Origin of the sequence: Actinotalea alkalitolerans (assembly GCF_023369855.1) — a bacterium.
Lineage (GTDB): Bacteria > Actinomycetota > Actinomycetes > Actinomycetales > Cellulomonadaceae > Actinotalea.
Genome location: NZ_JAMBPP010000006.1, coordinates 205,919 through 231,564 on the forward strand (window position 1 = coordinate 205,919; position 25,646 = coordinate 231,564).

General features: G+C 73.9%; 19 protein-coding genes and 1 tRNA gene. 9 read left to right on the plus strand and 11 right to left on the minus strand.

The genetic code is table 11. From position 1 onward, the window contains the following. Positions 1-206: 206 nt before the first annotated feature. The 5 genes from M1R94_RS09500 to M1R94_RS09520 all read right to left on the minus strand — a co-directional run bounded on the left by M1R94_RS09500 (position 207) and on the right by M1R94_RS09520 (position 4,056). A complete protein-coding gene (locus M1R94_RS09500; protein ID WP_249381452.1) occupies positions 207-1,193 on the minus strand; it encodes a serine hydrolase domain-containing protein in 987 nt (328 codons plus the stop codon). After that, entirely contained in the window at positions 1,190-1,426 is a 237-nt protein-coding gene (locus M1R94_RS09505) for a hypothetical protein (RefSeq protein WP_249381453.1), read from the minus strand. The genes M1R94_RS09500 and M1R94_RS09505 overlap by 4 nt, the downstream gene beginning before the upstream one ends. A 206-nt stretch (positions 1,427-1,632) precedes the next feature. Further along, a complete protein-coding gene (locus M1R94_RS09510) occupies positions 1,633-2,136 on the minus strand; it encodes an SRPBCC family protein (RefSeq protein WP_249381454.1) in 504 nt (167 codons plus the stop codon). Continuing rightward, positions 2,133-2,483 carry an ArsR/SmtB family transcription factor gene (locus M1R94_RS09515; RefSeq protein WP_249381455.1) on the minus strand — a complete coding sequence of 117 codons (351 nt, stop codon included), beginning with the start codon at positions 2,481-2,483 and terminating at the stop codon, positions 2,133-2,135. The genes M1R94_RS09510 and M1R94_RS09515 overlap by 4 nt, the downstream gene beginning before the upstream one ends. Before the next feature lie 55 nt (positions 2,484-2,538). Then, the gene (locus M1R94_RS09520; protein ID WP_249381456.1) at positions 2,539-4,056 is read right to left on the minus strand and encodes a hypothetical protein; all 1,518 of its coding nucleotides are present in this window, start codon (positions 4,054-4,056) and stop codon (positions 2,539-2,541) included. A gap of 79 nt (positions 4,057-4,135) precedes the next feature. Here M1R94_RS09520 and M1R94_RS09525 point away from each other — a divergent pair, with 79 nt between their 5' ends. Further along, positions 4,136-6,646: a CHAT domain-containing protein gene (locus M1R94_RS09525; protein ID WP_249381457.1), complete on the plus strand. Its 2,511-nt coding sequence runs from the start codon at positions 4,136-4,138 to the stop codon at positions 6,644-6,646. Between the two features lie 32 nt (positions 6,647-6,678). On the opposite strand, the gene M1R94_RS09530 is transcribed toward M1R94_RS09525, so the two are convergent. Further along, on the minus strand, positions 6,679-8,061 hold the full coding sequence (locus tag M1R94_RS09530) for an FAD-binding oxidoreductase (RefSeq protein ID WP_249381458.1): 1,383 nt from the start codon (positions 8,059-8,061) through the stop codon (positions 6,679-6,681). Continuing rightward, positions 8,058-8,750, minus strand: a complete 693-nt coding sequence (locus M1R94_RS09535) for an NAD(P)-dependent oxidoreductase (RefSeq protein ID WP_249381459.1) — start codon at positions 8,748-8,750, stop codon at positions 8,058-8,060. The genes M1R94_RS09530 and M1R94_RS09535 overlap by 4 nt, the downstream gene beginning before the upstream one ends. A gap of 124 nt (positions 8,751-8,874) precedes the next feature. Here M1R94_RS09535 and M1R94_RS20720 point away from each other — a divergent pair, with 124 nt between their 5' ends. Together M1R94_RS20720 and M1R94_RS09545 are read left to right on the plus strand one after the other, a co-directional pair. Further along, positions 8,875-10,041 (plus strand): helix-turn-helix transcriptional regulator, encoded by a 1,167-nt coding sequence (locus tag M1R94_RS20720; protein WP_249381460.1) that lies wholly within the window; start codon positions 8,875-8,877, stop codon positions 10,039-10,041. 440 nt (positions 10,042-10,481) lie between these two features. Beyond that, positions 10,482-15,005 (plus strand): hypothetical protein, encoded by a 4,524-nt coding sequence (locus tag M1R94_RS09545; RefSeq protein WP_249381461.1) that lies wholly within the window; start codon positions 10,482-10,484, stop codon positions 15,003-15,005. A gap of 283 nt (positions 15,006-15,288) precedes the next feature. On the opposite strand, the gene mscL is transcribed toward M1R94_RS09545, so the two are convergent. The 3 genes from mscL to M1R94_RS09560 all read right to left on the minus strand — a co-directional run bounded on the left by mscL (position 15,289) and on the right by M1R94_RS09560 (position 16,925). Further along, entirely contained in the window at positions 15,289-15,690 is a 402-nt protein-coding gene (gene mscL, locus M1R94_RS09550) for a large conductance mechanosensitive channel protein MscL (RefSeq protein ID WP_249381462.1), read from the minus strand. 38 nt (positions 15,691-15,728) lie between these two features. Next, the gene (locus tag M1R94_RS09555) at positions 15,729-16,403 is read right to left on the minus strand and encodes an RcpC/CpaB family pilus assembly protein (protein ID WP_249381463.1); all 675 of its coding nucleotides are present in this window, start codon (positions 16,401-16,403) and stop codon (positions 15,729-15,731) included. A 111-nt stretch (positions 16,404-16,514) separates the two neighbouring features. Next, the gene (locus tag M1R94_RS09560) at positions 16,515-16,925 is read right to left on the minus strand and encodes an FmdB family zinc ribbon protein (protein ID WP_249381464.1); all 411 of its coding nucleotides are present in this window, start codon (positions 16,923-16,925) and stop codon (positions 16,515-16,517) included. Between the two features lie 177 nt (positions 16,926-17,102). Between M1R94_RS09560 and M1R94_RS09565 the strand changes: the two genes are divergently transcribed. Continuing rightward, on the plus strand, positions 17,103-19,709 hold the full coding sequence (locus M1R94_RS09565; RefSeq protein ID WP_249381465.1) for a penicillin acylase family protein: 2,607 nt from the start codon (positions 17,103-17,105) through the stop codon (positions 19,707-19,709). On the opposite strand, the gene M1R94_RS09570 is transcribed toward M1R94_RS09565, so the two are convergent. Beyond that, the gene (locus M1R94_RS09570) at positions 19,687-20,337 is read right to left on the minus strand and encodes a 5-formyltetrahydrofolate cyclo-ligase (RefSeq protein ID WP_249381466.1); all 651 of its coding nucleotides are present in this window, start codon (positions 20,335-20,337) and stop codon (positions 19,687-19,689) included. The two genes, M1R94_RS09565 and M1R94_RS09570, sit on opposite strands and share 23 nt — an antisense overlap. Positions 20,338-20,492: 155 nt before the next feature. Here M1R94_RS09570 and M1R94_RS09575 point away from each other — a divergent pair, with 155 nt between their 5' ends. The 5 genes from M1R94_RS09575 (at position 20,493) to M1R94_RS09595 (ending at position 25,640) form a co-directional block, all read left to right on the plus strand. Continuing rightward, a complete protein-coding gene (locus M1R94_RS09575; RefSeq protein WP_249381467.1) occupies positions 20,493-21,854 on the plus strand; it encodes a molybdopterin molybdotransferase MoeA in 1,362 nt (453 codons plus the stop codon). A 1-nt stretch (position 21,855) separates the two neighbouring features. Then, the gene (locus M1R94_RS09580) at positions 21,856-22,461 is read left to right on the plus strand and encodes a GNAT family N-acetyltransferase (protein WP_249381468.1); all 606 of its coding nucleotides are present in this window, start codon (positions 21,856-21,858) and stop codon (positions 22,459-22,461) included. Positions 22,462-22,542: 81 nt separating this feature from the next. Beyond that, positions 22,543-23,778, plus strand: coding sequence for a hypothetical protein (locus M1R94_RS09585; RefSeq protein WP_249381469.1), 1,236 nt, complete (start codon positions 22,543-22,545; stop codon positions 23,776-23,778). Positions 23,779-23,858: 80 nt separating this feature from the next. Beyond that, a tRNA-Ala gene (locus M1R94_RS09590) sits at positions 23,859-23,931 on the plus strand. 227 nt (positions 23,932-24,158) lie between these two features. Continuing rightward, positions 24,159-25,640, plus strand: a complete 1,482-nt coding sequence (locus M1R94_RS09595; RefSeq protein WP_249381470.1) for a family 20 glycosylhydrolase — start codon at positions 24,159-24,161, stop codon at positions 25,638-25,640. The last annotated feature ends 6 nt before the right edge of the window (positions 25,641-25,646 follow it).

Consider the following 25,646-nt stretch of genomic DNA (forward strand, 5'->3'; position numbering starts at 1 on the left):
CCCCCCCCACCGAGCCCGCGCACCACCCCACCCCCGCCCGCACAGCCCCGCCCGCACAGCCCAGCCCCGCACCAGGCCCGCACAGCCGAGCCCCGCACCCCGCCCGCACAGCCGAGCCCCGCACACCCGAGATGGGCCTTTCCGTTGCTTTCCGACAGCGGAAAGCGACGGAAATCCCGACCTCGTCGGGTCTGGGTGCGTGCGGGTCAGGCGTCGTGGTTGACGGCGTGCTCGGCGAGCAGGGCGAAACCGTGCCGGTCGACCGAGGCGGAGGTCGCGGACAGGATGACCACCCCGGTGCTCGCCTCCCGGTCCAGGCCGATCCAGGACCGGAAGCCCCCGGTGCCCCCGTTGTGCCAGACGACCGACCGACCCTTGACCTCGATGGTGATCCAGGCGGCGCCGATCCGGGCACCCCTGCCCAGCGGTGCGACCGGCTCGAGCGCCGCCGTGCCGGGGCATGATCCGTCGAGCAGCGCCGCGGTGAGACGGGCCATGTCGGTGATCGAGGAGCGGATCCCGCCCGCGGGTCCGATGGCCTCACCGGTCCACGGCTCGCGGGGCCGACCCGACCTGCTCGTCCCGGCCAGCGCACCCTCCTGTAGCTCCTCCGGCCTGGTCGGCACGTACGTGTGGTCCATGCCCAGCGGGGTGGTGATGCGCTCGCGCACCATGTCGGCGTAGGGCAGGTGAGCCGCGCTGGCGAGGGCGTGGCCGAGCAGCTCGAACCCGAGGTTGGAGTAGACCGCCGTCGGCCTGCCCAGCCTGACGTCTCGCACCTGGTCGAGCAGCCCTGGCAGGTCCTCTCCGTAGGGGTTGGTCCCTTGCCACCACAGGGCGATGCTGCGGCGCAGGGGTTGCGCGGAGCGGGGCAGCCGGGGCAGGCCCGAGCGGTGGGTGCTGAGAGCGTCGAGCCGTACGGCCGCCGCGGGGACGTCGCCCAGCGGGAGCAGCTCGCCCAACGTCGAGCCGGGGTCCACCTCGCCGCGGGCGATCGCATCGGCGTAGAGCAGGCCGGTGAAACCCTTGGAGATCGAGCCGATCTCCAGGTCCGCGTCGAGCCCGGCGCCGCGACCCGCGACCCTCACGCCCCGGGACGTCACGACGGCGGCGGCGGCGACGGGACGACGCGGTCCCAGCAGCTCGCCGAGCCTGGTGGCGAGCTGCTGGTCGCCGTGCGTGGTCGGGCTCACGGCTGCGTGCCGAACAGGCGACGGCCGCCGTGCTTCTTGTGGACGGCCTGCTTGGAGACCCCCAGGGCGGTGGCGATCTGCAGCCAGGTCGCCCCGCTGGTGCGCGCCCGACGCACGAGCACGGCCTCGGTCCGTTCGACCTCGGCACGGAGCCGGCCCACCGCATCCAGGGCCAGCAATGGGTCCGGCACCGCGGCCCGTGCCGCCAGGAGGCTCAGCTGATCGACATCCATCCGTCAACCCTAATTGACTCCCCGCCCCACTCGTCAACCCTCATTGACAGCCCCAGCCCCAGCCCCAGCCCCAGCCCCAGCCCCAGCCCCAGCCCCAGCCCCAGCCCCTCCCCTCGAGATCGGGCTTTCCGCTGCTTTCCCGCCGCGGATAGCGACGGAAAGCCCGATCTCGAGGCTGTGCGCGAGCGAGCGAGCGGCGAGTGGGTTCAGGCGGGGGTGTGTGCGTCCTGGGTGACGAGGGCGTCGATCTGGGACATGGCGCCGGTGATGCCCTCGACCATGCCCATCTCGACCAGCTGGGCCATCTGCTGCGCGTCGGCGAACCGGGTGGTCAGTGACATCCGGGTGCCCTGGGGGATGGCCGTGAGCTCCACCCGGGCCCGGGTGGTCGGCATCGACTCGTCGGGCGCGCCGGTCTCGTCGGCGAAGCCGTCCTCGAACTCCACCGCGACGGGTTCCTCGACCGAGAGGATGTGCCACCAGCCGTGCGCCCGCTCGCCGTCGGGGCCGGTCATGAAGTAGTGCGTGCGTGAGCCGACCGTCAGGTCGTGCGTGACGAAGGTGGCCGGCCAGGTCGGCGGGCCCCACCAGCGTTCGAGCTGGCGTACGTCTGCCCAGACCTGCCAGACGCGGGCGGGTGGCGCGGCGAGCTCGGACACGATGCTGAAGGTGAGGGCCTCGACGTCCTGGTGGGTGCTGACAACACTCATGACACATCTCCTGGGAGGGGTTCGGCGAGGAGGTCCTCGATGCGGCCGATGCGTCCGCGCCAGATCTCCTCGTACTCGTCGAGCAGCCGTGCGGCCGCCTGGATGGTGCCGACGTCGCCGCGGACGATCTGCTCGCGACCGCGACGCTCCTTGGTGACCAGGGTGGCGCGCTCGAGCACCGCCACGTGCTTCTGCACCGCGGCGAAGCTCATCGGGTAGCGCTCCGCGAGCCTCGAGACCGAGGCCTCCTGCCGCAGCACCCGCGTGAGGATGTCTCGGCGGGTCGCGTCGGCCAGTGCCGCGAAGATCTGGTCCGCCTCGTCCTGGCCGATCCAATCTACAACCATGTGATTGTACGTTACGCGCACGGCTCGACCCTGACAAGGGCGCGCGTCACCGAGGTCAGGGCTGGTTGAGGGCCACCGGTGGGGTCGGTCCCGCAGGGGTCCCGTTCGTCGAGGGTCCTGCCTGCTCCACGATCAGTCGCACGACCTGGGGGTCGGGCGGTCCGCCGGCCGGTGGGCGGGTGTACCAGTCGAGGTCGCCGCCGGCGCTCGGCCGCAGCGCCTCGACGAGGGTCGGGTCGATCGCCCGGATCTCCTTCTGGGCCTGGAGCAGCTGCTGGAGCTGCTGCAGACGCTGGAGCCCGACGGCGTCACCCTCGGTCGCGTCGAGCCCCGCCGAGAGCAGACGCTTCTCGCGCAGGTCGATCTCGCGGGTGAGCGTGGCCAGGTCGGCCTCCGCGGCCGCCGAGCGGGCAGCCCGCAGTGCCGCGTCGACCGAGGTCGCGCCCTCGATGCCACCGGCGAAGGCGGCGGGGACGCCGGCGAGCGCCTCGGCTGCGGTCGCCAGCACGGCGTCACCCTCGGTGCCGATGGTGGTCAGCAGGCCGTCGCCGTCGAAGGCCAGGCTGAGGCTGCGTCGTCCCCACCGGGACCGGGTCAGGGTGAACGCCTCGTGGGTGCTGTGCTCGTCGACCACCAGGTGCCGCGACCGGGCCAGGAGCAGCACCCGCGAGTCCTTGTGCTGCGTGACCGTGACCTCGAGCACGTCCGGTCGTCGGACCAGGATCTGGTCAGACCTGGGCGAGGGTGGCTCGGTCGTCGTCGTGCGGCCGCTCGCCGGTCGCACCCACGTGCCATGGACCCCGATGCCGAAGTCCCGGGCGAGGGCTCCGAGCGTCGTGGGCGCGGGCGTCTCGGCAGGGCCGGGGCTGAAGGTGCCGGACGCGTGGCTGGTCGCGGGCAGTGCCGAGGGGGTGATCCGGAGCTCGAAGGGCTCCTCGGTGACCGTCCGTGTCGAGGCGCGCCAGGCGGCGTAGACGGCCTGGAGCCGACCGAGCTCCTCGGTCACGTCCCTGGACATCGCGGTCAGCTCGGCGAGCCGGCCGCGCGAGGCCCCCGGCTGCCCGATCGCCTGGTCGATCACCTGGTCCGTCTGCTCGCGGATCCTGCGGCGCCTGCGAAGCAGATCGATCGCACGGTCGTACTCTTCCTTCTTGACCTCGGCGAACTTGGTCGCCTCGAACGGGGTCGCGGCGCCCAGCGCCCGGGTGGCGTCCTCGAGGTCGGCCTGGTCCGAACCCAGCGCAGCCCAGCCGACGAGGCTGCCGGCGACCGTCACCACCGACGTGATGACCCTGCCCAGCGCACCCGTGGACTCCGACGCCGCGCTCGTGAGCCGTCCGTCGCTCGTCGTGGTGAAGGAGCTCTGGTACGCGCTCAGCCACCCCTTCGTGGGGGGCGTGACCGTCAGTGCCCGGTCATCGGCCTCGGTCACCACCGAGACGGTCGTGCCCGTGAGCTCGGCGACACCGTGCCTCGAGTCCGTGGTCGGGTAGAGCGTGTCCGTGCTGCGTCTGATCCGTCCTCGGACGACGATCCGGCTCACCGGCAGGCGGTACGTCACGGTCAGGTTCATCCTCGGCTCCGTCGCCCTGGTCCCTCGCACCACTCCTCCCGGTACCGTACCGGGAGGGGAGCGGGAGGAACAGGACGAAATGGACATCTCGAACCGTGCCGTCGGCCTCCTCGCCTCTGCTGCCGTGCGTGCCCTGGACCGGGCCCGCCGCAGCGTCGGGCCGACGGTCCTTGCCTGGGAGGCCGAGCTCGCGACGGTGCGCGAACGGCTCGGACCCGCGTGGTCGGGGCTCGGTCTGGACGAGGTGGAGGTGCCTGACGGCGGCGGGACGCAGGCGCCGTCCGACGCCGTCCGCTTCGCCCGGCGGGTGGCAGCAGTCGTGTCCTCGAGCGGTTCGGCGGCGCCCCGCCGCGGATTCCCCGGCCTTGCTCGTCGGCTGGTCCGCCTGGACGACTACGACCCCACGGTCCGTCGCGTGGTGTGGCGGCGCGGGTTGGACGTCGTGGCCGCGGCGACCGCGCCCGTGGGCACGCCTGCGGGGGCGCAGCGCTATCGCGCGATGACCCGCGACCTGCTCGAGGTGGGGCGCGCGGCCGGGCTCGACCCGGCTGACCTGAGCGCGACGACCCGTACCGCTCTGCTGCGGTTCGTCGACGAGCGCCCCCCGGCCGCACCCCCCGTACGCGCCCCGCGATGGTCCGACACGGTCGGTGAGCGCATCGGGGTCATCGACGGGTCCGTCCTGGACTCGGTGGGTCTCCTCCCGGCCGACCGCAGGACGTACCGACGCATCGGCGGCGCGGACGGGCTGCTCTGGACACCGCGCCGCGCACCCAGGACGGCGCGACGACGCCCCTCCCGGGCCTACGTCAACGCCGGCTTCTCGCCGGTCGAAGGGCCCCTGGCCCCCACCCTCGACCGGCTCGAGCGCGACACGACCTACTGGGTGTGGGTCGGCGTCGGTCCACAGGACCCTGGTGCGCTGGGCGGGGAACGAGAGCCCGTCCGCCCGTCGTCACTCGCCGACGGCGAGCCGATCGACGTGGTGCTGCTGCCCGACGCCGGCCTCGGCCTGGGGGAGTCGCACTCCGGTCGGCTGCGGGTGGTGCCGGGCGGCCCGTTCGAGGTGGACCGCCCGGCCGAGGAGCCTCCGCCGGGGGCGGGCGACCACCCGCCTCGGCTGTACTTCATGCTGCGTACGCCCCCTGACCGCGGCACGTGGCGGATCCGGTGCGCGCTGATGGCGCACGGGGTGCTGCTGCACGTCGAGCAGCTCACGGTGGTCGTCGGGCCCTCGCGTCGCAGCAACCGGGCACGCACGACCTACCGCGTGGTCACGGACCTGGGTGCGAGCGCCGCCTACCGGACCCTGCGCGCGCCGACCCTGTCCGTCTACGCGAACAACGGTCCGGGCACCCACGACTTCTCCTTCCTCCTGGCCGGGGCCACCGAGCCGTTGCGGACCGCCCAGGCGAGCCTCGACGCGCAGGACGTCATCACCCTGACCGGTCTGGCCCGGCGGGCCCTCGGCCAGGTCAGCTGGGGCAGCCCCGGGCCGTACGCCCCGGGGTCGCCCAACGCCAACGCGTGGAGCGGCAGCCGGTTCGCGTCGCCCGAGGTGGCGGCGCGCCAGCTCGTCGACCTGGCCTACGCGGGTCGGCTGCTGTGGTCGGCCTTCGCCCAGGCGCTGGACCGCGACCCGGACTTCGTCGACCAGCTGCGTGAGGGCATGCGACGACCGGGCAGCGTCCAGCTCGCGGTCAAGGAGAACCCGAGCCACGTGGTACCCCTTCAGATGCTGTACGACCGGCGGCTGGACACCACCCGGCGCGACGACCTCACCCTGTGCGAGGCGAGCCGGTCCTGGCTCGAGCAGCCCACCGCGACCCTCCCGTGCGCCGACGGAGAGTGCCCCCAGGAGGACGCGCCTCTCGTCGTATGCGCTGCGGGCTTCTGGGGGTACCGGCACCAGGTGAGCCTTGGCCTGTCGAACCCCTCGGGCTCGACGAGCGACCTCGCGACGGTCCCGAGCGCTCGGCCGCCGCGCACGGTGGCCGCCGTGGCGACCGATCCCGCCGTCGTGGCGTCGTGGGGTCCGCACGAGGTGGCGCTGCGCCAGTGGGTCGACATCGCCCGGCCGCTCGGCACGAACGCCGCGGAGGTGCTCACGGCGATGGGGGAGGAGCAGCCGACCATCGCCTACTTCCTGACTCATCTCGTGCACGTCGACCAGCACCCCTACCTCCGGGTGGGGACCGTCGGGGGGATCGACGCGGGGGTCCTGCAGGACTCCGGGCTGCGGCTGCGGGCCCGCCCACTGGTCTTCCTCAACGCGTGCGAGTCCGCCGGGGTCAGCCCCGAACGGGTGCTCGGGCTCGTCGACCGGTTCCTGGCCCACGGGGCGAGCGCAGCGGTGGGCACCGAGGTCACCGTGTTCGTCGACCTCGCCGCACGCTTCGGTGAGGCCTTCCTGCGCCGGTTCGCCGCGGGGTCTCCTCTGGCCGAGTCGATGCGAGCGGGCCGGGTCGAGATGCTCGGCCTGGGCAACCCGCTGGGTCTGGCCTACGTGAGCTACGGGCTGCACGACCTGCATCTGGCGCCCGGCGGTGCGACGCACGCCGGTGGAGGCGGTGCGGCGGTCAGCGCGTGAGGGCTCGCCGCGCCGACCGTCGCGGCGAGCCCTCAGGTCAGGGTCGGCACCTCGTGGTTGGCCCGGAGGACCCCCGTCGGGTCCAGGGCCGTGCGGATCCTGCGGAGCCGGTCCCACGCCTCGGGGGTGTAGGCGCTGGACACGTCCACGTGACCGCCGACGAAGTTGAGGTACTGCCCACCCGTCGCCCAGGGCGCGAGGGCCCCGGTCACGCGGTCCACGTCCTGATGGCACCGCGCAGCCGTCTCCGCGTCGGCCGCGATGCCGACGGCCAGCACGGCGAGCTCCCCCGGGACGGTGCTCAGGGCACCGTCGGCCGGTCGGGCCAACGCCCCGCCCAGGTGGACCAGCTCGACGGCCGGGAGCGAGCAGTCGGCGTCGGGCCCGGCCACGGCCAGCAACCGGTCGATGCCCTCCTGCGTCGGTGTGGTGACCAGCGAGCTCCCGGTCACCACGGGGGTCGGTCCCTCGGGGTCCATGCTGAGGCGCACCAGCGCCGGGGTCGGTGTGCGCGTGAACGTGTCGAGCTCGGGGGAGTGGGCGCGCAGCGCTGCGAGCAGGCCCGCGGCGGCGTCGTCGTCGGTCAGCAGGGCCCCGATCACCGCGACGAGGCGACGGCCACGCAGCGGAGCGGGTACCTCGGGGAACGGGGGGAGCTGCAGCAGCTGGAGCGAGGTGCTCGCGAGCTCGGGCGCGTCCTGGGTCCACTCGAGCCAGGCGGGGATCACCGTGGCGGCATGGGTGACGTCCCAGGCGAGCATCCCGGCGACGCACGTCGTGAAGGGAAGGGTGTCGAAGGTCAGCTCGGTGATCACGCCCAGGTTGCCCCCGCCCCCGCGCAGGGCCCACAGCAGCTCAGGCTCCCTGCTGTCCACCCTCGCCACCGAGCCGTCGGCCAGGACCATCTCGGCGGCCGTGAGGTGGCTCGACTGCAGGCCGTGCCGTCGCGCGTACCAGCCGATACCTCCGCCCACGGAGTAGCCCACCACGCCGACGTCGGGAGACGAGCCGTGGCGGACCGAGACCCGTGCGCCGGATGCCGCGTCCACGACGTCGAGCCACAGCGTCCCGGCCCCCACGGTCGCCGACCTGCCGTCCTCGGAGAGGCTGACACCGGTCATGCCCGCCGTCCGCAGCAGCAGCACGTCGGCCAGCGATCCCAGGGGACCTGCGTTGTGGCCTGTGGCCTGGGGCGCGACACGCAGCCCGGCAGCGGTGGCCGCCCGCACGGCGGCGACCACGTCGTGGGTGCACGTGGCGTCGACGACCGCGGCGGGCCGTTGCTCGACCGTGGTGTTCCAGGGTGTGCTGAGCGCTGCGTATCCGGGGTCGCCGGGCAGGTGCAGACCGGCGGGTCCCAGGCGCCGCAGGGTCGCCCCGCGGGAGGAGGGCGACTCTGCGGTGCGCGTGGTCATGGCCGCCTCCGGCTCGCGGGGGCGGACACCTCGGTGTTCTGGAGCTGCCTGCTGCGCCGGGTGGTCGCGATCATCGGCGCGGTCCGGATCGTCGTGGGGTCGGTCAGGCAGGTGAGCATGAGCCGGGCGACGTCGCCGCGGGTCACGCTGCTCCACGGGCCGAGGCGCAGGTGCCCGGTGCGTGGCTGCGACGTCACGGGTCCCTCGACCACCCGGGGCGCGCGCACGACCGTCCAGTCGACGTCGCTGCTCCGTACGGCGTCGGCCATGGCACGGGACTCGGGGAGCAGGCGCCGGTTGCCCAACCACAGCAGGGGAAGGATGACCCGGCGGCCGAGGTTGTCGGGGTCGCCGGGGAAGTCCAGGTGGAACCCCTGCATGACCACCAGCCGGCGGATGCCGAGGGCGCTCATCCCCGCGAGGACGTTGACCGTCCCCGCACCCATGCTGGCGGGGTCGTCGAACCCGCCGAGGCTCGACAGGACGGCGTCCGCCCCCTCGAGGGTCGTGAGCACGGCGGCCGGGTCCTTGGCGTCGCCGGGCACCACCTCGACCGACGGGTCCAGGAGGTGCTGCCGTGGTCGTGGTCGGGGCCGCACCAGGGCCTTGACGTGGTGACCCTCGAGGAGCGCCCGGGCCACGACAGCCCTGCCCACCGTCCCGGTCGCACCGAACACCGCGAGCTCCATGGTCTCCTCCTCGATCGCGCCGGTACCCCTCCTGACGTCGACGACGCTACGGAGCCCGCACCGTCCGGGGCATCCCACATTCCTGGTATTTCCTGCGCGGTCCGTGCCTCGTACCGTGGGGGAGGTGGCCACGGATGCCCGCGAGAGGGCGCTCGACAAGCTCGCCCGGATGGTGGGCGAGCCGACCCACCTGGCTGAGCTCTGGCGGGGCTGCACCGAGGTGCTCGGCGACGTGCTGCCCCACTACTGGACGCCGTGCTGGTTCACCGTCGATCCCGCCTCGCTGCTCGTGACGAGTCACGTCCACGAGGGGATGGACCGGATGCCCGACGAGTGGCTGGTCAACGAGTACTACGGCGAGGAGGTGCACCGCATCGTCGACGTGATCGGGTCCCCGTCGGGGGTCTCCACCCTGCACGAGGTCACCGGGGGTGTGCCGTCCACCACCCGGCGCTGGCACCTGAACATGACCCTGGGTGGCGACCAGGAGATGCTCGCGAGGCTGCGCACCTCGACCGGCGAGGACTGGGGCCTGGTCGGTGTGTACCGCGAGCCGGGTGCGCCGGCCTTCGACGAGGAGGACAAGCGGTTCCTGAGGGCTGCCGGTCCGCACCTGGCCGAGGGCGCGCGGCGTGCCCTGCTCATCGGCGAGGCGGCCGAGCCGGACCATCCCCAGGCCCCGGGCCTGGTGATCCTGGACGAGACGTGGCAGGTGAGGTCCACCACCCCCGGGGTCGACGGCTGGCTCCGTGAGCTGCCGGACGGCGACATGGACGCGGGCCGTCTGCCCTCGGCGGTCCTGGCGGTCGCCGCGCAGGCGCGAGCGGCCGCGCAGGACCCGACGCGGCCGAGCGGCGCGGTCCTGTCCCGGGTCCGCGCGAGGAACGGTGCCTGGGTGGTGCTGCACGGGGCGTGCCTGGTCGAGGACGGCAGCCGCCGGGTCGCGGTCATCGTCGAGCCTGCCGCACCCGACCGGATCTCACCGCTGCTGATGGCCGCCTACCACCTGACCCCTCGCGAGAAGGAGGTCACCCGACTGGTCCTGCGCGGCGACTCCACCTCGGCCATCGCGCGCGAGCTCTTCTGCTCGCCGCACACCGTGCAGCAGCACCTCAAGAGCATCTTCGACAAGACGGGTGTCAGGTCCCGGCGGGACCTGGTGGGGACGGTGTTCTTCGCGCACTTCGAGCCGCGGTTCCGCGAGAACGAGCAGCGCGTCGTGGCCGGGCTGCCCATCCGTGGTGCGCCGCGCTCCGACCTCGGTGGGCTCCCCGCCCGACCCAGGGCCTGACCGCCGGCCGGACGCCCGGCGCCGGGCGGCGCGCGGACGCCGGCGAGGCGTTCACCCGTTCGGGCGATGATCTCCCGCGGTTTCCGTCGTGTGAGCGATCACCTCGCGCGACCTGCGCGGCAGTAGATGCGCAGGTCAACGGATCTCGTTCGGGCCCGTTGTTCGGTCGGCGGCCGTCCGGTGTCCTCCCAGTGGTCGCCCAGGCGTCGTTCAGTGTTTGACCAGATGCCGGTCCCGGGGGCACACTTGACCCTGACAGTGCGCATCGCCTGCCCCCTGCGCGGTGCGCACTGTTCTGACTTCGACCTCGGGAGGTCGCCGCTTCGGCGGTGGCCTCCCGAGGTCGTTCCCGGGCCAGAGAGCCCCGTCCCCGGGTGCACTTGGGCCCGGCTCGGCGCGGCGTGCGGGATGAACCCGCGCGACCCGGTTAGCGTGCCAGGGTGACTGCTCCCGCTCGCATCTCCGGGCCGGGACCTGACGGCAGGGACGACCGCACGCCGGACGGTCCTGACCGTCCCGACCGCCCTGCCACCGCCGATCGCCCTGTCGGGATCGTCCAGCCCACCGCCGCCGAGCGGGTGAGCGCTGCCGTGCACACCTGGCGCGAGTCGCTGGTCGAGCGCGCCGGGGAGTCCGCCCTGGCTGACGTCCAGCGTCTCGGCGACGCCGTGCTGGACCTGTCGGCCGCCCACCCCTCCGGTATCGCACAGCTGTTCGCCGGCCGGCCGACGCACCTGTCCAACCTGGTCCGCGAGGGCGGCGCCCTGTCCGTGGCGAAGCGTCGCGCCCGAGCCGTCGGCCTGCGTGCCGACGACCACGCGCAGCGGTACGGGCTGGCGTCCGCGTTCCTCGCGATCGGGATCGCCACCTGGACCGAAGAGGTGGTCGACGGCGGTGCACCCGGCACGGGTCGCGACGACGTCGGCGCCCTGGCCCATGCGTTGCGTCCCTCCTCGACCACCGACGACACCGACCGCGACGGCGAGGGTCCGCGCCGTCGCACGCTGCACGCACCGGTACTCCTGCGACCCGTCGCGGTGCACCCACGGGGGCGTGGCGAGAGCGACTACGACCTCGCGCTGGACCCCTCGCTCGAGATCAACCCGCTGCTCGCCGGGGCGCTGCGCGCGCGCGGCGCCCTGCTCGACCCCGCCGCACTGGCCCGAGGCGCCTTCACCGCAGGAGGCTTCGACCCGCGGCCCGCGCTCGAGCGCCTGCGAGCCCTCGGCGCCGCCGTCCTGGACGAGTTCCACCTCGAGGACAGGCTCCTGGTCGGGACCTTCGTGCACCCCGAGCAGGTGCTCGTCGACGACCTGGACGCCCAGTCCGCAGACCTGGCGCGCCACGAGGTCGTCACGGCCCTCGCCGGTGACCAGCGGTCGATCGACGCGCTGTCCTACCCGTTGCCGCTGCCGGTGCGCGGGGACCGCGACCCGGACGACGAGCGCGGGGTCGGCGACCTCGACACCGCCCAGGCGCACGTGCTGGACGCGGTGGCCGCGGGGCACCACCTGCTGGTCGACGCGCCGGCCGGCAGCGACGTCGCCGGCACCCTGGCCGCTGTCGTGGCCGACGCCGCGGCGAGCGGTCGCACCGTGCTCTACGTGGCGGGGCACCGTCGCTCGGCCACCGCGGTGGTGGACCGGCTGACCGCACTGGGACTGGGTGACCTCGTCCTGGACGTCGCGCCCGACTCGGGATGGCGATCGGCGGCAGCCCGACGGCTGCTCGGCGCGATGACCATCGAGGCAGCACCCGTGGACGCCTCGAAGGTCGATGTCGTCCGTCGTGAGCTGCTGGACCGGCGCGGGCGCCTGCACTCCTACATCGAGGGGCTCCACACCCGTCGTGAGCCGTGGGGGGTCTCGCCCTACGACGCGCTCCAGGCGCTCGCCCGGCTCACCTCGACCCGTCCCTCACCCCAGACCAGGGTGCGGCTGACCGCACCGGTCGCCGAGGCCCTGGACAGCGAGAACCGGTCGCGGGCCGCGGCCGACCTGGTGCGGGCCGCGGGCCTGGGTGCCTTCGCGCCCGCTGTCCGGGCCAGTGGCTGGTTCGGGGCCGTCCTGCTCACGCAGGACCTGGCCGACGCTGCGCTGCAGCGGATCGACCGACTCCTGGACACGTCGCTGCCGACCCTGCAGGAGCAGGTGGCGGCCGTGGCGGGCACCACCGGCCTGACCCCCGCGGCGACCCCGGCGCAGTGGTCCGAGCAGCTCCGGATGCTGGCGGGTGTGCGTGGTGCCCTGGACGTGTTCCAGCCGATCATCTTCGAGCGGTCGGCGGCCGACCTCATCGCCGCGACCGCGAGCCGCCAGTGGCGGGCCGAGCGCGGGATCACGATGAGCAGGGTGCTCCGGCAGCGTCTGCGTCGCCAGGCCAAGGACCTCCTGCGCCCCGGCCGACCGGTCGCCGACCTCCACGGCGCCCTCGTCGACGTCCAGGCCCAGCGCGAGGTGTGGCGGGCGCACTGCCCGGCCGGCGGCTGGCCCCGCATCCCCGAGGGTCTCGCCCACATCGAGCACGACTTCGGTGACGTCGACGCCGACCTGCGGGCCCTGGAGGCCGTGCTGGTCGGCACGGTCGGAGGCGGCGAGCTCTCGACCCTGCCGTGGGCCGACCTGGTCGACCGGCTCCACCGGCTGCGCCAGGACCGCTCGGCTCTCGACGCCCTGCCCGAGCGCACCACCTTGGTGCGCAACCTCGAGCGCCGCGGGCTGGCCGATCTGCTTGCCGACCTCGCCGACCGGCGGGTCCCGACCGGGTTGGTGGCGGCCGAGCTCGACCTGACCTGGTGGAGCACCGTGCTCGAGCAGCTGCTTGCCGCCGACCCCGCCCTGGCCGGCTACGACGGCGCCGCGCTGGGCCGACTGGTCGCGGAGTTCCGCACGCTGGACCGCCGGTTCCTCACCGACCGTGCGGCTCTCGTGCGCGACTCGACCCGCGAGGCCCTGCGCACGCGGCTGCGCGCTGCCGACGAGCAGACCCAGCTCCTGTTCGGTGAGCTCGTCGAGGACAGGTTCACCAGCCTGCGGCAGACCGCCGAGGCCTACCCCGAGGTGGCTCGGCACCTGCGTCCGTGCCTGGTGGCTGCGCCGATGCTCGTCCCGCAGCTGCTGCCACCGACGCGCAGCGAGGACCTGGTGATCCTCGACGCGGCGGGTCACCTGCCGCTCGAGACGGTCGTCAGCGCGCTGGCCCGGGGACGGCAGGTCCTCGTCGTGGGCGACACCCGCTCGGCCTCGGGCACGGCCCTGCAACGCCTGGCCGAGGTGCTTCCCGCGATCGCCCTGCACGCCGACACCTCGCGCCGCGACCCGTACCTGACGGCCTTCCTCTCCGACCACGGGTACTCCGGACGGCTCACGGCCACCCCGCTGCCCCAGACCCGTCCGCTGCTCGGCCTGCACGTCGTGGACGGGTCGGGGATGCCGACGCCGGACGGTGCGGTCGAGGGCACCCAGGCCGAGGTCGCCCACGTCGTCGAGCTCGTCGTCGAGCACGCCCTGCGGCGGCCCGAGGAGTCGCTCGCGGTGGTCACCGCTTCGGCTGTGCACGCCGAGCGCGTGCGTGACGCCGTGCTGGCAGAGGTCCGCGACAACCCGTCGCTCGGGACGTTCTTCCGTACCGATCAGCCTGAGCCGTTCGTCGTCGCCGAGATGGGCGCCACGTCGGGGCTCTCCCGTGAGGCCGTCATCATCTCGGTCGGCTTCGGTCGCACGCCGCACGGTCGCGTGCTGCACCGCTTCGGTGCCCTGAGCGAGCCAGGCGGCGACGGGATGCTGCTCGAGGCGCTGGGCTCGACCCGGCACCGGTTGACCGTGGTGAGCTGTTTCACCGCTGACGACCTCGACCCCGAGCGGCTCCGCGCCCCCGGAGCGCGGCTCCTCGCGGACCTCCTCGCCCTTGCCGCCGAACGGACCGGGGCACCCGACACCGTGCGTTCGTCCGCCCCCGACCTCGACGGTCCCGAGCCCGACCGGCTGGTCCTGGACCTGGCCGAGCGGCTGTGGCGTCTCGGACTCGTCGTCGACGTCGACCACGGGATCCCTGGCGGTGCCCACATCCCCCTGGTCGTGGGACACCCCGACCTGCCGGGCGAGATGCTCGTCGCGGTGCTCACCGACGACGCGACGTACGTCGGTGAGCCGAGCATCCGGGTGCGTGACCGCCAGGTCGCCGAGCGCCTCGAGCGGCTGGGCTGGACCGTGGTCCAGGTCTGGTCGGCCGCGGCCTTCGGCGAGCCGCAGGCCGAGGCCGAGGCGATCTGCGCGGTCACGGTCGAGGCCTGGCAGGACCGGGTCGCGAGCCGTCCCGCGCCGCGCCCTGTGCCGACCGTGCCTGAGGTGACGGACGAGGGTCCGGACGACGACGAGGCTGAGCAGGACGTCCCGCGCGACGGCGGCCCGCACGTGGGCACCTCCCAGGACGTCAGCGCCTCCCACGACATCAGTGCCTCCCAGGACGTCAGCGCCTCCCAGGCCGTGAGCACCCTCGAGCGTGCAGGGGTCGACGACGGGTCCGTGACGGATGACGCCGACCCGGCCTTCCCACCTGGTCGCTCGACAGACGGTCCTGAGGTGACCGCGGAGGTCCGTGAGCCGCTGTCCGGCGGGGACCGGCCGGTGCCCGCCGACCTGCGCCCCACCGCGTCCGGCACCCCGAGCAGATCACCAGCGTCGGTGGCGCGTCCCTCGTCGGCACGTCGTCGGCCCTCGATGCCCGCGCTCTTCGACCCACCGACGCCGCCGGGACGTGGACCGCGCCCGCCCGTCGAGGCCGGGCTGCCGATCGGCGCCTACAGCGACGACCAGCTCGACGACCTCATCGCCTGGATCACGTCGGACGGGGTCCGTCGCGACGCCGATCGACTCGCTGCCGACCTGCGCGCCGAGCTCGGGATCACCCGACGCGGTTCCCGGGTGGATGCCACCGTGCGTGCAGCGGTCCGACGGGCACCATGACGCAGGGCACCACGGTGCCTGGTGACGACCCCCGGCCGGGTCGCCGCCGGCACCGCCGGGCCACCGGTGGCACGCCCCGGCCGGCCGAGGGGGCGGCTGGGACAGGCGACTCCGGGTCGAGCAGCCCGGTCGTGCCCTCCCGCAGCGCGGACGACTCCGACGAGGGCTGGGGTGAACCGGGCCGGGACCCGGGGACGGACGACGACGAGCGCTTCGTGCGTGAGGTGCCGCCGCACTGGTGAGGGTCCCGCACCGGGGGCGGACCGGCGCGTGGGCGCGCGGCTCAGGGCTCGCGGCGGGCAGCCAGCAGGTCACGGATCTCGGTGAGCAGCAGGACGTCCTCGGCCGGTGCGGCCGGCTCGGGCTCGACCCCTGCCTTGCGCCGGGCTGCCAGCGTGTTCAGCGGCAGCACGATCAGGAAGTAGATCGCCGCTGCGACGAGCAGGAACTGCAGCGCGGCGTCGAGCAGCAGACCGAAGCGGAGCGTCGGCTCGGGCTCGGAGCCCAGCTGCACGGCCCAGACCTCGGACAGGTCGGCCTGTCCGAAGAGCGCCGCGATGAGCGGGTTGATCAGGCCCTGGACCAGGGCATCGACCACGCGGGAGAACGCCGCGCCGATGACCACCGCGACCGCGAGGTCCACGACGTTGCCGCGCATGACGAAGGTCTTGAAACCGCTGAGCACGAGTACTCCTCCACCGAAGGGTCGACCGGACCGCGAGATCATCCCACCAGGACGGCGTTGACGGTGGACCACCCGGTCAGGGCGGCGAGGCGGGCCCCCTCCTCGGGTGCGACGGCCACGACGGTGACCGATGCGTCGTCCTCCCCGGGGGTGCCCAGCATCGAGACGGGTCCGGTGGCCGGTCTGCTGACGTCGAGCACCAGGGCCCGGTGTGCGACGACCTCGGCCCCGGTGCTGTCACCGTCGGCACCGGTGGTCGCGACCGGTGTCACGAGGTCGACCCGGTCGCCGGGGCGCAGCAGCGCGGCGACCGCGGCGTCGGCCAGCCGCAGCGGGACCACCACCGTGCCGGGGGGCTGGTCCAGCCCGAAGCGGGACCCCGCGAGCAAGGAGTCGACGACCGGGAGGCCGCGGGTCAGCGGTACGACGGTGCGTCGTCCGGTCAGGTCCTCGGTGCGGCGCGCTGCGCCGTCGGGCACCACGCCGTCGGGCAGGTGCACGGTGCGCAGGTCGGCGCGGGCCAGGTCCGTCCCCGCCGCGAGGTCCCGGGCAGCGACCACGACGGCCGTGGTGGAGGGCGCGGGCGGAGCGAGCTGGTGCAGCACGACGGCGCCGGCCACGGCCAGCCCCAGGAGCACCTGGAGCGGGCGGGTGCGCCAGGCCAGGACGCGCCAGCGAAGCCAACGGTGAGGGTGCGCGGCGGCCGGGGTCATCGCCCGACGGTAGGAGTGGGGCGTCGGGTCACCAGGGCAGGGCCACCGGGACGTGTGGGTGCGCCCCGGGTGAGCTGACCTGTGGAGTGCGGGTGCGGCGGCTCGCGGCCGTCAGCGAGCGGCGGCCGAGCCCGCGGCGCCCGCGCCAGAGCCGCCGCTCGAGCCCGACGAGGAACCGGTCGAGGTCGCGGGGGCGGCGGTCGCGGGGGTCTTGCTCGTCCCGGTCGAGGAGTCACCCGTGCCCGAGCCCTTCGAGGTCGCCTGGTCGGAGCCCGAACCCGACCCGGACGACCCCTCGCTCTTCGACCCCGCTGCGGTGCCCGAGCCCTTCCCGTTCACCGCACCGGCACGTGAGTCGTTGCGGTAGAAGCCTGATCCCTTGAAGACCACGCCGACGCTCGAGAAGAGCTTGCGGAGCCGACCCGTGCACTGCGGGCACTCGGTCAGGGCGTCGTCGGTGAAGGCCTGCTGCGCGTCGAAGCGGTGCTCGCACGCGGTGCAGACGTAGGCGTAGGTGGGCATACCTTCCTCCAGGCTCAGAGCGACGCCGAGGACCACCGACCCGCGCACGCCGTCGCTGGGTCCTGGCACTCCTTGGATCCGAGTGCCAATCGTACGGGGTGTGCCCGACCCTCGCGCGCAGCCGCCGAGGAGCGGCCGTGCGGTCGGCCACGACGGGTGAGCGGATAGTCTCGCTCCGTGCCCCGTCGTCGTGTCCTGCGCTTCTCCGTCATCGGCGTCGCCGCCGTGCTGGTCCTGGTTCTCGTCGCAGGCGTCGCCCTGGTCGCGACGATGATCCGCCGTCCGCTCCCGTCCCACGCCGGAGGTGTGACGGTGGCCGGGCTCGAGGGCGAGGTCACCGTCCTGCGCGACGCACGGGGCGTGCCCAGCATCTACGCCGACACGGCCACCGACCTCTTCCACGCCCAGGGCTTCGTCCACGCCCAGGACCGCTTCTTCGAGATGGACTACCGGCGCCACGTCACGGCCGGTCGTCTCTCCGAGCTGGTCGGGCAGAACGCCGACGCGCTCTCGGCCGACAGGGTCATCCGGACCTTCGGCTGGCGTCTGGTCGCCGAGCAGGAGTGGGACCTCCTCGAACCGTCCACCCAGGAGTACCTCGAGGCCTACGCCGCCGGCGTCAACGCCTATCTCGAGGGGCGCAGCACCGACGCCCTGGGGGTCGAGTACACGATCCTCGGCCTCCAGGTCGAGGTCCGGGACCCCGAGCCGTGGGACCCGATCGACTCCCTCGCGTGGCTCAAGGCGATGGCCTGGGACCTCAAGGGCAACTACGACGACGAGCTCGCCCGGGCGATGACCTACACGACGGTGCGTGACGTCGGCCTGGTCAACGACCTCTTCCCCCGCTACCCGCAGGAGGAGAACGCCCCGATCCTCCAGTCGGTCACACCCGCCGAGCCGGTGGCGCGCACGCTCGGCGTCCAGGGGACCGACGCGGCGACGATCCCCGCCGAGACCCTCGACGGGGTGCTGGCCGGCGCCGGGGTCCAGGAGGCGCTCACCTCGGCCCACCTCGCGCTCTCGGCCGTCCCGCACCTCGTGGGGGAGGGGGACGGGATCGGCTCGAACTCCTGGGTCGTCGCGGGCGAGCACACCGCGTCGGGAGCGCCACTGCTCGCCAACGACCCGCACCTGTCGATCTCGGCTCCCGGCATCTGGGCGCAGCAGGGCCTGTACTGCCGGGACGTGAGCCCGCAGTGCCCGTTCGAGGTCTCCGGCTTCACCTTCTCGGGGTTCCCCGGGGTGATCATCGGGCACAACGCCGACCTCGCGTGGGGGCTGACGAACCTCGGCGCCGACGTGACCGACTTCTTCCTCGAGCGCACCGACGGCGACACCTACCTGCGTGACGCCGAGCAGGTCCCGCTCGAGATCCGCACCGAGGTCATCGAGGTCAACGGTGGCGAGCCGGTCGAGCTGGAGATCCGGTCGACCGTGCACGGGCCGATCGTCTCGGGGGTGCTGGACATCGGACGTATCGCCGGGGCGCCGACGGCCGACGGGCGCCGAGCGCCCTCGACCGAGGTGTCGTTGGCCTGGACGGCCCTCGAACCGGGTCGCACCGCGGACGCGGTCTTCCTGCTCGCCGCCGCGAAGGACGCTGCAGACGTGGCTGCCGCGGCCGCGCTGTTCGCGGTGCCCTCGCAGAACATCGTGTTCGCGACCGTCGCCGGCGACATCGGCTACCAGGCGCCGGGCCTCATCCCGGTGCGCCAGCGCATCGTGGGTGACCCCGTGCCGTCCGACGGCACCTGGCCCCGACCGGGGTGGGACTCGCGCTACGACTGGCAGGGCTACGTCGAGCCGGAGCAGATGCCGGCCGGCCTGAACCCCGCCGAGGGATTCATCGTCGCGGCCAACCAGGCCGTCACCCCCTCAGGGGTCGGCCCGTTCCTGACCTCCGACTGGGACTACGGCTACCGGGCGCAGCGCATCCGCGACCAGCTCGAGCAGCACATCCAGGACGGCACCCCGGTGACCGTGGAGATGACGAACGCCCTCCAGAACGACGCGTGGAACCCGTTCGCCGAGCTGCTTGTCCCCGTGCTGCTCGCAGCGCCGATCGAGGACGACTTCACCGAGGGCGGGGTCGCGCTGCTGCGTGACTGGGACTACGTGCAGGGCACCGACTCCTCCGCGGCCGCCTACTTCGCCGCGGTGTGGTCGACCCTGCTGGACATCACCTTCCACGACGACCTCCCGCAGGACCAGTGGCCGAGCGGCGGCAGCCGGTGGCTCGAGGTCGTCTCCGAGCTCATCGAGCAGCCCGACAGCCCGTGGTGGGACGACCGTCGCACGGTGAACGTGGTCGAGAACCGCGACGAGATCCTGCGTCGCGCGATGTCCACCGCGCGGCTCGAGCTGACCGAGCGGCTCGGCAAGGAGCCCACGGACTGGCAGTGGGGTCGGGTCCACACCGCTGCCCCCGAGCATCCCGTCCTGGGCGGCGAGGGCCTTCCCGGTCCGGTGCGTCAGCTGGTCAACCCCGGGCCGCTCGCGGTCCCGGGAGGGTCCTCGATCGTCAACGCCACCGCCTGGGACGCCTCGACCGGCTCGTTCGCGGTCACCGCTGCCCCGTCGATGAGGATGGTCGTCGACCTGGGCGACCTGGACGCCTCGACCTGGGTCACCCTGACCGGGACCTCGGGCCACCCGGGGAGCGTGCACTACACCGACCAGTTCGGCGCGTGGGCCGACGGCGAGACCTTCCCGTGGCCGTTCGGGCAGGAGGCGGTCGCCGACGCGGCTGTCCGCGAGATCACCCTGCGTCCGGGGTCCTGACCCACTGCCAGCCGCCGGGGGTCGCGACGATGTCCACGGTGCGGTCGTGCTCCTCGCGGGGCAGCGGCCGGGAGGCCGCGTCGTAGATCTCCTCGTCGTACACGGTCGCGATCACGCAGGTGCCCTCACGGGCGTGGGCCAGCACCCGGTCGTACCAGCCGCCACCCTGACCCAGACGGCCTCCGGCGGTGTCGACCGCGAGTGCCGGGGCGATGATCGCCTCTGCCTGGGACAGCGCGTCAGGCCCGAGAGTGGGGCCGGGGGGCTCGGGCGGGCGGCCCGGTGCGCGCACCTGAAGGTCCTGCGAGGTCGTGTACCAGGCCCACTCGCGGGCGAGCCCGGTGCCCAGCACCGGCAGCAGGACGCGGGTCCCCCGGGCGGCCAGGCGTTCGAGCAGGGGCACCGTCCCCGGTTCGGTGGGTCGCGAGACGTAGGCGGCGACGACCTGCGCGTCGCGCACCTGGGGGAGGTCCCCGACGACCCGTGCGAGGACCTCCGCGGCCGTCGAGCGCACCCGTGGGGACCGCTTCTCCCGCTCGGCCCGGATCGCTCGACGGAGCTCGTCCTTCGCGTCCACGATCTCCATCGCGCTGAGGCTTGCCGGGTAGGGCTGAACGGCGCTGCTCATGACCCCAGTGTGCCAAGCAATAGCCGTGCAAAGAAATCCTCCACGCGGTTCCACGTCGCGGGCGGTCGAAGTTCACCTCCTGGGTGCGTCGTCCCGGCGCCGGGCGGGCGTGGCGGCGGGCGGCACCGGTCGGCCGCTGCGATGATGAGCACCCCATGAGATCCGTCCACGACCACCTCGCGGCCGTGCTGGCAGCGGCCCGCCCGGTCACCCCGCTCGATGTCGTCCTCGGCGACGCCGCGGGATGCATCCTGGCCGAGGACGTCACCGCCCCACGAGACGTGCCGGCTGCGCTGGTCGCGGGCTGTGACGGGTACGCCGTGCGGGTCCAGGACGTGGGTGACGCCGGCTCGTGGTCGGCAGGAACGGCGGAGGTCATGCTCCCGGTCGTCGACGACGTGGCCGTGGGGGCCCAGGCGGGCATCCGGCTCGTGCCGGGGACCACCGTGCTGGTCGCCGCCGGTGCGCTGGTCCCGCACGGCGCGGACGCCGTGGTCCCGATCGAGCGCACGGACCGGGGGCGGGCCCGTGTCGTGGTCCGGGGAGGTGCGCGGGCCGGTGAGCACCTGCGCCCCGCCGGTCAGGACGCGGCCGCGGGGCAGGTGGTCCTCTCTGCCGGGCGTCGCCTCGCGGCGCGGCACCTGGCGGTGGCCGCGGCGGTCGGGCGGTCGCGCGTGCGGGTGCACCCCTCGCCGCGGGTCGTGGTCGTGACGATCGGTGACGAGCTGGTCGAGCCGGGGCGCCCGTGGCGTCCGGGTGCCGTGTACGACGCCGACTCGCACGCCCTGGCCGCCGCCGCGAAGGACGCGGGCGCGACGGCGGTGCGGGTGGGTCCGGTCGGCGACGACCGCGCCACGCTGCGCGAGGTCATCGCCGACCAGCTCGTCCGGGCCGACCTCCTCGTGCTGACCGGCGGGCTGAGCGCCGGGCCGTGGGACACGGTGACCGACGTGCTCGCCCCGCTGGGTACGGTGCGTTTCGACCAGATCGCGATGACGCCCGGGCATCGGCAGGGGTTCGGTGCGGTGCGACGCCGCGAGGGTCTCCTGGACCGGCTCGACACCGGCTCGGACCACTTCGGCACGGATCGCCGGGGTGACCTCTCCGCACCGGGGGCCGTCCAGGATGCGGCCGCCCAGGCGGCGCGTGACGCCCAGGACGACCTCGACGCGGTCCCCGTGTTCGCCCTGCCCGGGCACCCGGTCGCCGCGCAGATCTCCTACGAGGTGTTCGTCCGCCCGGCGCTGCGTGCGATGGGTGGCTACCCCGACCTGTTCCGCACGTCGGTGCGTGCTGCCACCACCCGACCGTGGTCCTCGCCGGCCGGGCGCCGTCAGCTCGTGCCGGCGACCCTGTCGGGGTCGCCGGCCGACGGCTACGTCGCGGAGCCTGTGGGCGACCCTGCGCACGCGACGCTCAGCGGGCTCGCCCAGGCCAACGCCCTGGTCGTGGTGCCCGAGGGGACGACCGACGTCCGTGCAGGTGACGTCCTGCCCTGTCTCGTCCTGGAGGCCTGAGATGGCGCGTGGGTGGCCTGCGGTGCTGACCGAGGGGGACGTGGTGCTGCGTCCGCTGCGCCGCCGCGACGCCAGGGCGTGGCTCTCGACGCGTGCGCGGAACGCCGCGTGGCTGGACCGGTGGGAGGCGACCTCTCCCGACCCCGCCACGGGCCCTCCGCCCGGGTTCGGCGAGTTCGTCCGGGCGCTCAACGCCCAGGGGCGCGCGGGTACCGCGCTGCCGTTCGCGATCCTCTACCAGGGTGAGCTGGTGGGGCAGCTGACGGTCGCCTCGGTCACCCGGGGATCGTTGTGCTCGGGCAGCATCGGCTACTGGGTGAGCCAGCACGTGGCGGGTCGCGGGATCGTCCCGACCGCTGTCGCGCTGGCCGTGGACCACTGCTTCACCGACGTCGGTCTGCACCGGATCGAGGTCAACATCCGCCCTGAGAACGTCGCGAGCCTGCGGGTGGTCGCCAAGCTGGGGCTGCGTGACGAGGGGGTGCGCGAGCGCTACCTCCACATCCAGGGGGAATGGTGCGACCACCGGAGCTTCGCGGTCACCTCCGAGGAGGTCCCCGACGGGCTCTTGGCCCGGTGGCGGCGCACCCGAACCACACCGTTGTAATTCGCCGCCGACACACCGCTCGTCCTGCCCCCCGGGGGTGGACGGCTCACCTACCGTCGTGCTGTGAACCAGGCTGGGCTCGTGGCGATCGCCATTGCCGGGCTCTGGATCGTGTACCTGGTGCCGCACCGGTTGCGGCATCGCCAGCAGCTGCTCGAGAGCCGGTCGGAGGACCGCTTCTCCCAGGGGCTGCGGGTGCTGCGCGTCACCCACGCCGGTCATGCCGGACGCGGGCACCGCGCAGCGAGCCGGTCGCCGGTGCCCGTGGCCACGGGCACGGCGGGGACGGGACCGACCAGGGTGCTCCTGCACCCGGCGGTCCCACGACGAGGAGGAGCTGGGGTCATGGACCGACCGCACCGGACAGCGGACAGGGTCTCTGCCGACGCCGCCCGACGTGCGGCCTCCGAGCATGCGACCAGGGCCGCCCACGTGGCCCGGCGTGCTGCTGCGGCGCGCCGGCGCGCACTGCTGACCGCTCTGCTGCTGACGGCGACCGTCGCCGGATGGGCAGGGGTCGCGTTCCTCAGCTCGGCGGTCGTGCTGGGCGCGGCACCGAGCGTCCTGCTCCTGGGGACGCTGGGGCTGGGGCGCCGTGCTGTCATCTCGGGCGCCCGTGCCGACGATGCCTGGGCTGCACGCCCGACCACCCCCGACCAGTCGTCGGCCGTCATCCTGACCAGGGCCGTCGGCGCGTCACGTCCGGCTGGACGTGTGCCGGTGCGGACCGCGCCCCCCCGCCGTTCGTCGGGAGCCGTCGGTCGGGCCGTGCGCCCGTCGGACGCGTCGACCGAGGTCATGGCGCGCGTCCCCGCGGCCCCGGTGCGTGTGCCGGCCGCAGCGCGCACCGACGTGCGTCGCGAGGTCGACCTCGACCGCGCCGAGGCGTCCCTCGCCCGGGACGCAGAGGTCCGGGAGGGTGCTCGGCAGGCTGCCGACCAGCACCCCGCCCCGTCGTCGGGCGACGGCTCGAGGTCCGAGGTCTCCTCGGCGGTCGAGCCCGGGCTCTGGGCGCCGGTCCCCGTGCCTCGACCCTCCTACACGCTCAAGGGTGCCGCGCCCCGTCGCGAGCCTGCCCCGCTGGTCCTCGACGCGCCCGCGGTATCGGAGGCCTCCGCGACGGCGGCTGTCGACGGCCCGGTGCAGGACGATGCTCCAGCCGATGCCCTCCCCGCCGGCGGAGCCGATCCTGCGGTCCCGCCCGCAGCAGGTCCGCCGGACGGGACGACGGCCCGGCACCCGGGTTCCCCGACGCCCGTGGCGCCGGGCCTTGACCTCGACACGATCCTCGCCCGGCGGCGCGCCTCGGGCGAGTGAGGCCCGCGAGGTCGGGCCTCTGACGCCCCGGCGCGGGTGCGGGACCATGGTGCGTGGGTGCTAATCTGTATCCCGCTCGAGGGGCTGTGGCGCAGTTGGTAGCGCGTCTCGTTCGCAATGAGAAGGTCAGGGGTTCGAATCCCCTCAGCTCCACCCCACGACGACGGGCCGGTCGCCTGGCGAAGGGCTCCAGTGCCCTCCGGGGAGCGTCCTCGGGCAAGCAGCGGGCGACGACCCCGGAGGTACTCGTGAGTCGGTAGCCTGTTCGGCGGGATCCGGGACCGACCCCCGACCGCGGTCCGGCGGATGCCCTGACGCTGACGGCGCGGCCCCGATCCGGTTCAGCACCCACGACGACCGATCGGTGGACCATGACCGACATGCCCCTGGTGCCCGTCCCGCTGCGCGTCAGCCGCACCAGGGGGCCGGGGTTCCGGATCGACCCCGGCACGCGGGTCGTGGTGGGGCACGAGCCCTCGACGATCTCGACCGGCGTGCTGGTGGCCGCACGGATCGGCGAGGTCTGCGGCTTCCCGGTCGAGGTGGTCCACGTGGACGACGGCCGACCCGGCGCGGTGATCCTGAGGCGCACGGACGACGCCGCCTACCTCGACCTCCCCGCCGACGCCGACCGTGCCCTGGCGCAGGACGCCTACCGGCTCGAGGTGACTGCCGATCGGGTGGTCATCACGGCCGTCGGGGACGCAGGGCTGATGTACGGCGCACTGACCCTCCAGCAGCTCGGCGAGCACGGGCCGCACGGGACGGTCACGGTCCGTGCGGCGGTCGTCGTGGACCACCCGCGTTTCGGCTGGCGCGGCCTCAGCCTGGATGTCGCCCGTCACTTCCACGGGGTCGAGACCGTCAAGAAGGTCGTCAACGTCATGGCGAGCCTCAAGCTGAACGTGCTGCACCTGCACCTGACCGACGACCAGGGATGGCGGCTCGAGATCCCGTCGCGCCCGGGGCTGACCGCTCGTTCGGGCGGCACCGCGGTCGACGGTGACCCGGGGGGCTGGTACTCGGTCGAGGAGTTCGACGAGATCGTCGCGTACGCGGCGACCCGCTTCATCACCGTGATCCCCGAGATCGACATCCCGGGGCACATCAACGCCGCCCTGCACGCCTACGGCGAGCTGACCCCGAGCGGTGAGCCGGCGCCGGCGTACACCGGGATCGAGGTCGGCTTCAGCCGGCTGCACGAGGAGCTCCCGGCCACCGCGCGCTTCCTGCGCGACGTGCTCGGCGACGTCGCCCGGATGACCCCGGGACGCTTCGTGCACATCGGTGGTGACGAGGTGCTGAGCATGGAGCGGGGCGAGTACGCGCGGCTGGTCGGGACGGCGGCCTCGCAGGTCGCCGCCGCGGGCAAGACCGTGGTGGCCTGGCAGGAGGCCGCGACCGTGCCCCTCGCCCCCGGGACCGTGCTGCAGTACTGGGACGAGCGGGAAGGTGCGCAGGAGATGGCCGCGGCCGCCCGGGCCGGCGCGCTCGTCGTGCTCTCCCCGGCGAGCAAGGTGTACCTGGACATGAAGTACGACGCGAGCACGCCCGTCGGCCTCGACTGGGCCGGCCACGTCGAGCTGCGCGACGCCTACGAGTGGGAACCTCTCGAGGTCCTGCCGGACGTCCCGGCCGACAGGGTGCTCGGCGTCGAGGCAGGCCTGTGGACCGAGACCGTCCGTACCGTCGACGACCTCTTCCTGCTGCTCCTGCCGCGGCTCGCCGCGGTCGCCGAGGTGGCCTGGTCGGCCCCCGGGCACCGCGACTGGGACGGGTTCACCACGCGCGTCGCGGGCCTGGCACCGCGCTGGGACGAGTCCGGCGTGGCCTGGTACGCCTCGCCCCAGGTCGAGTGGTGACCCGGT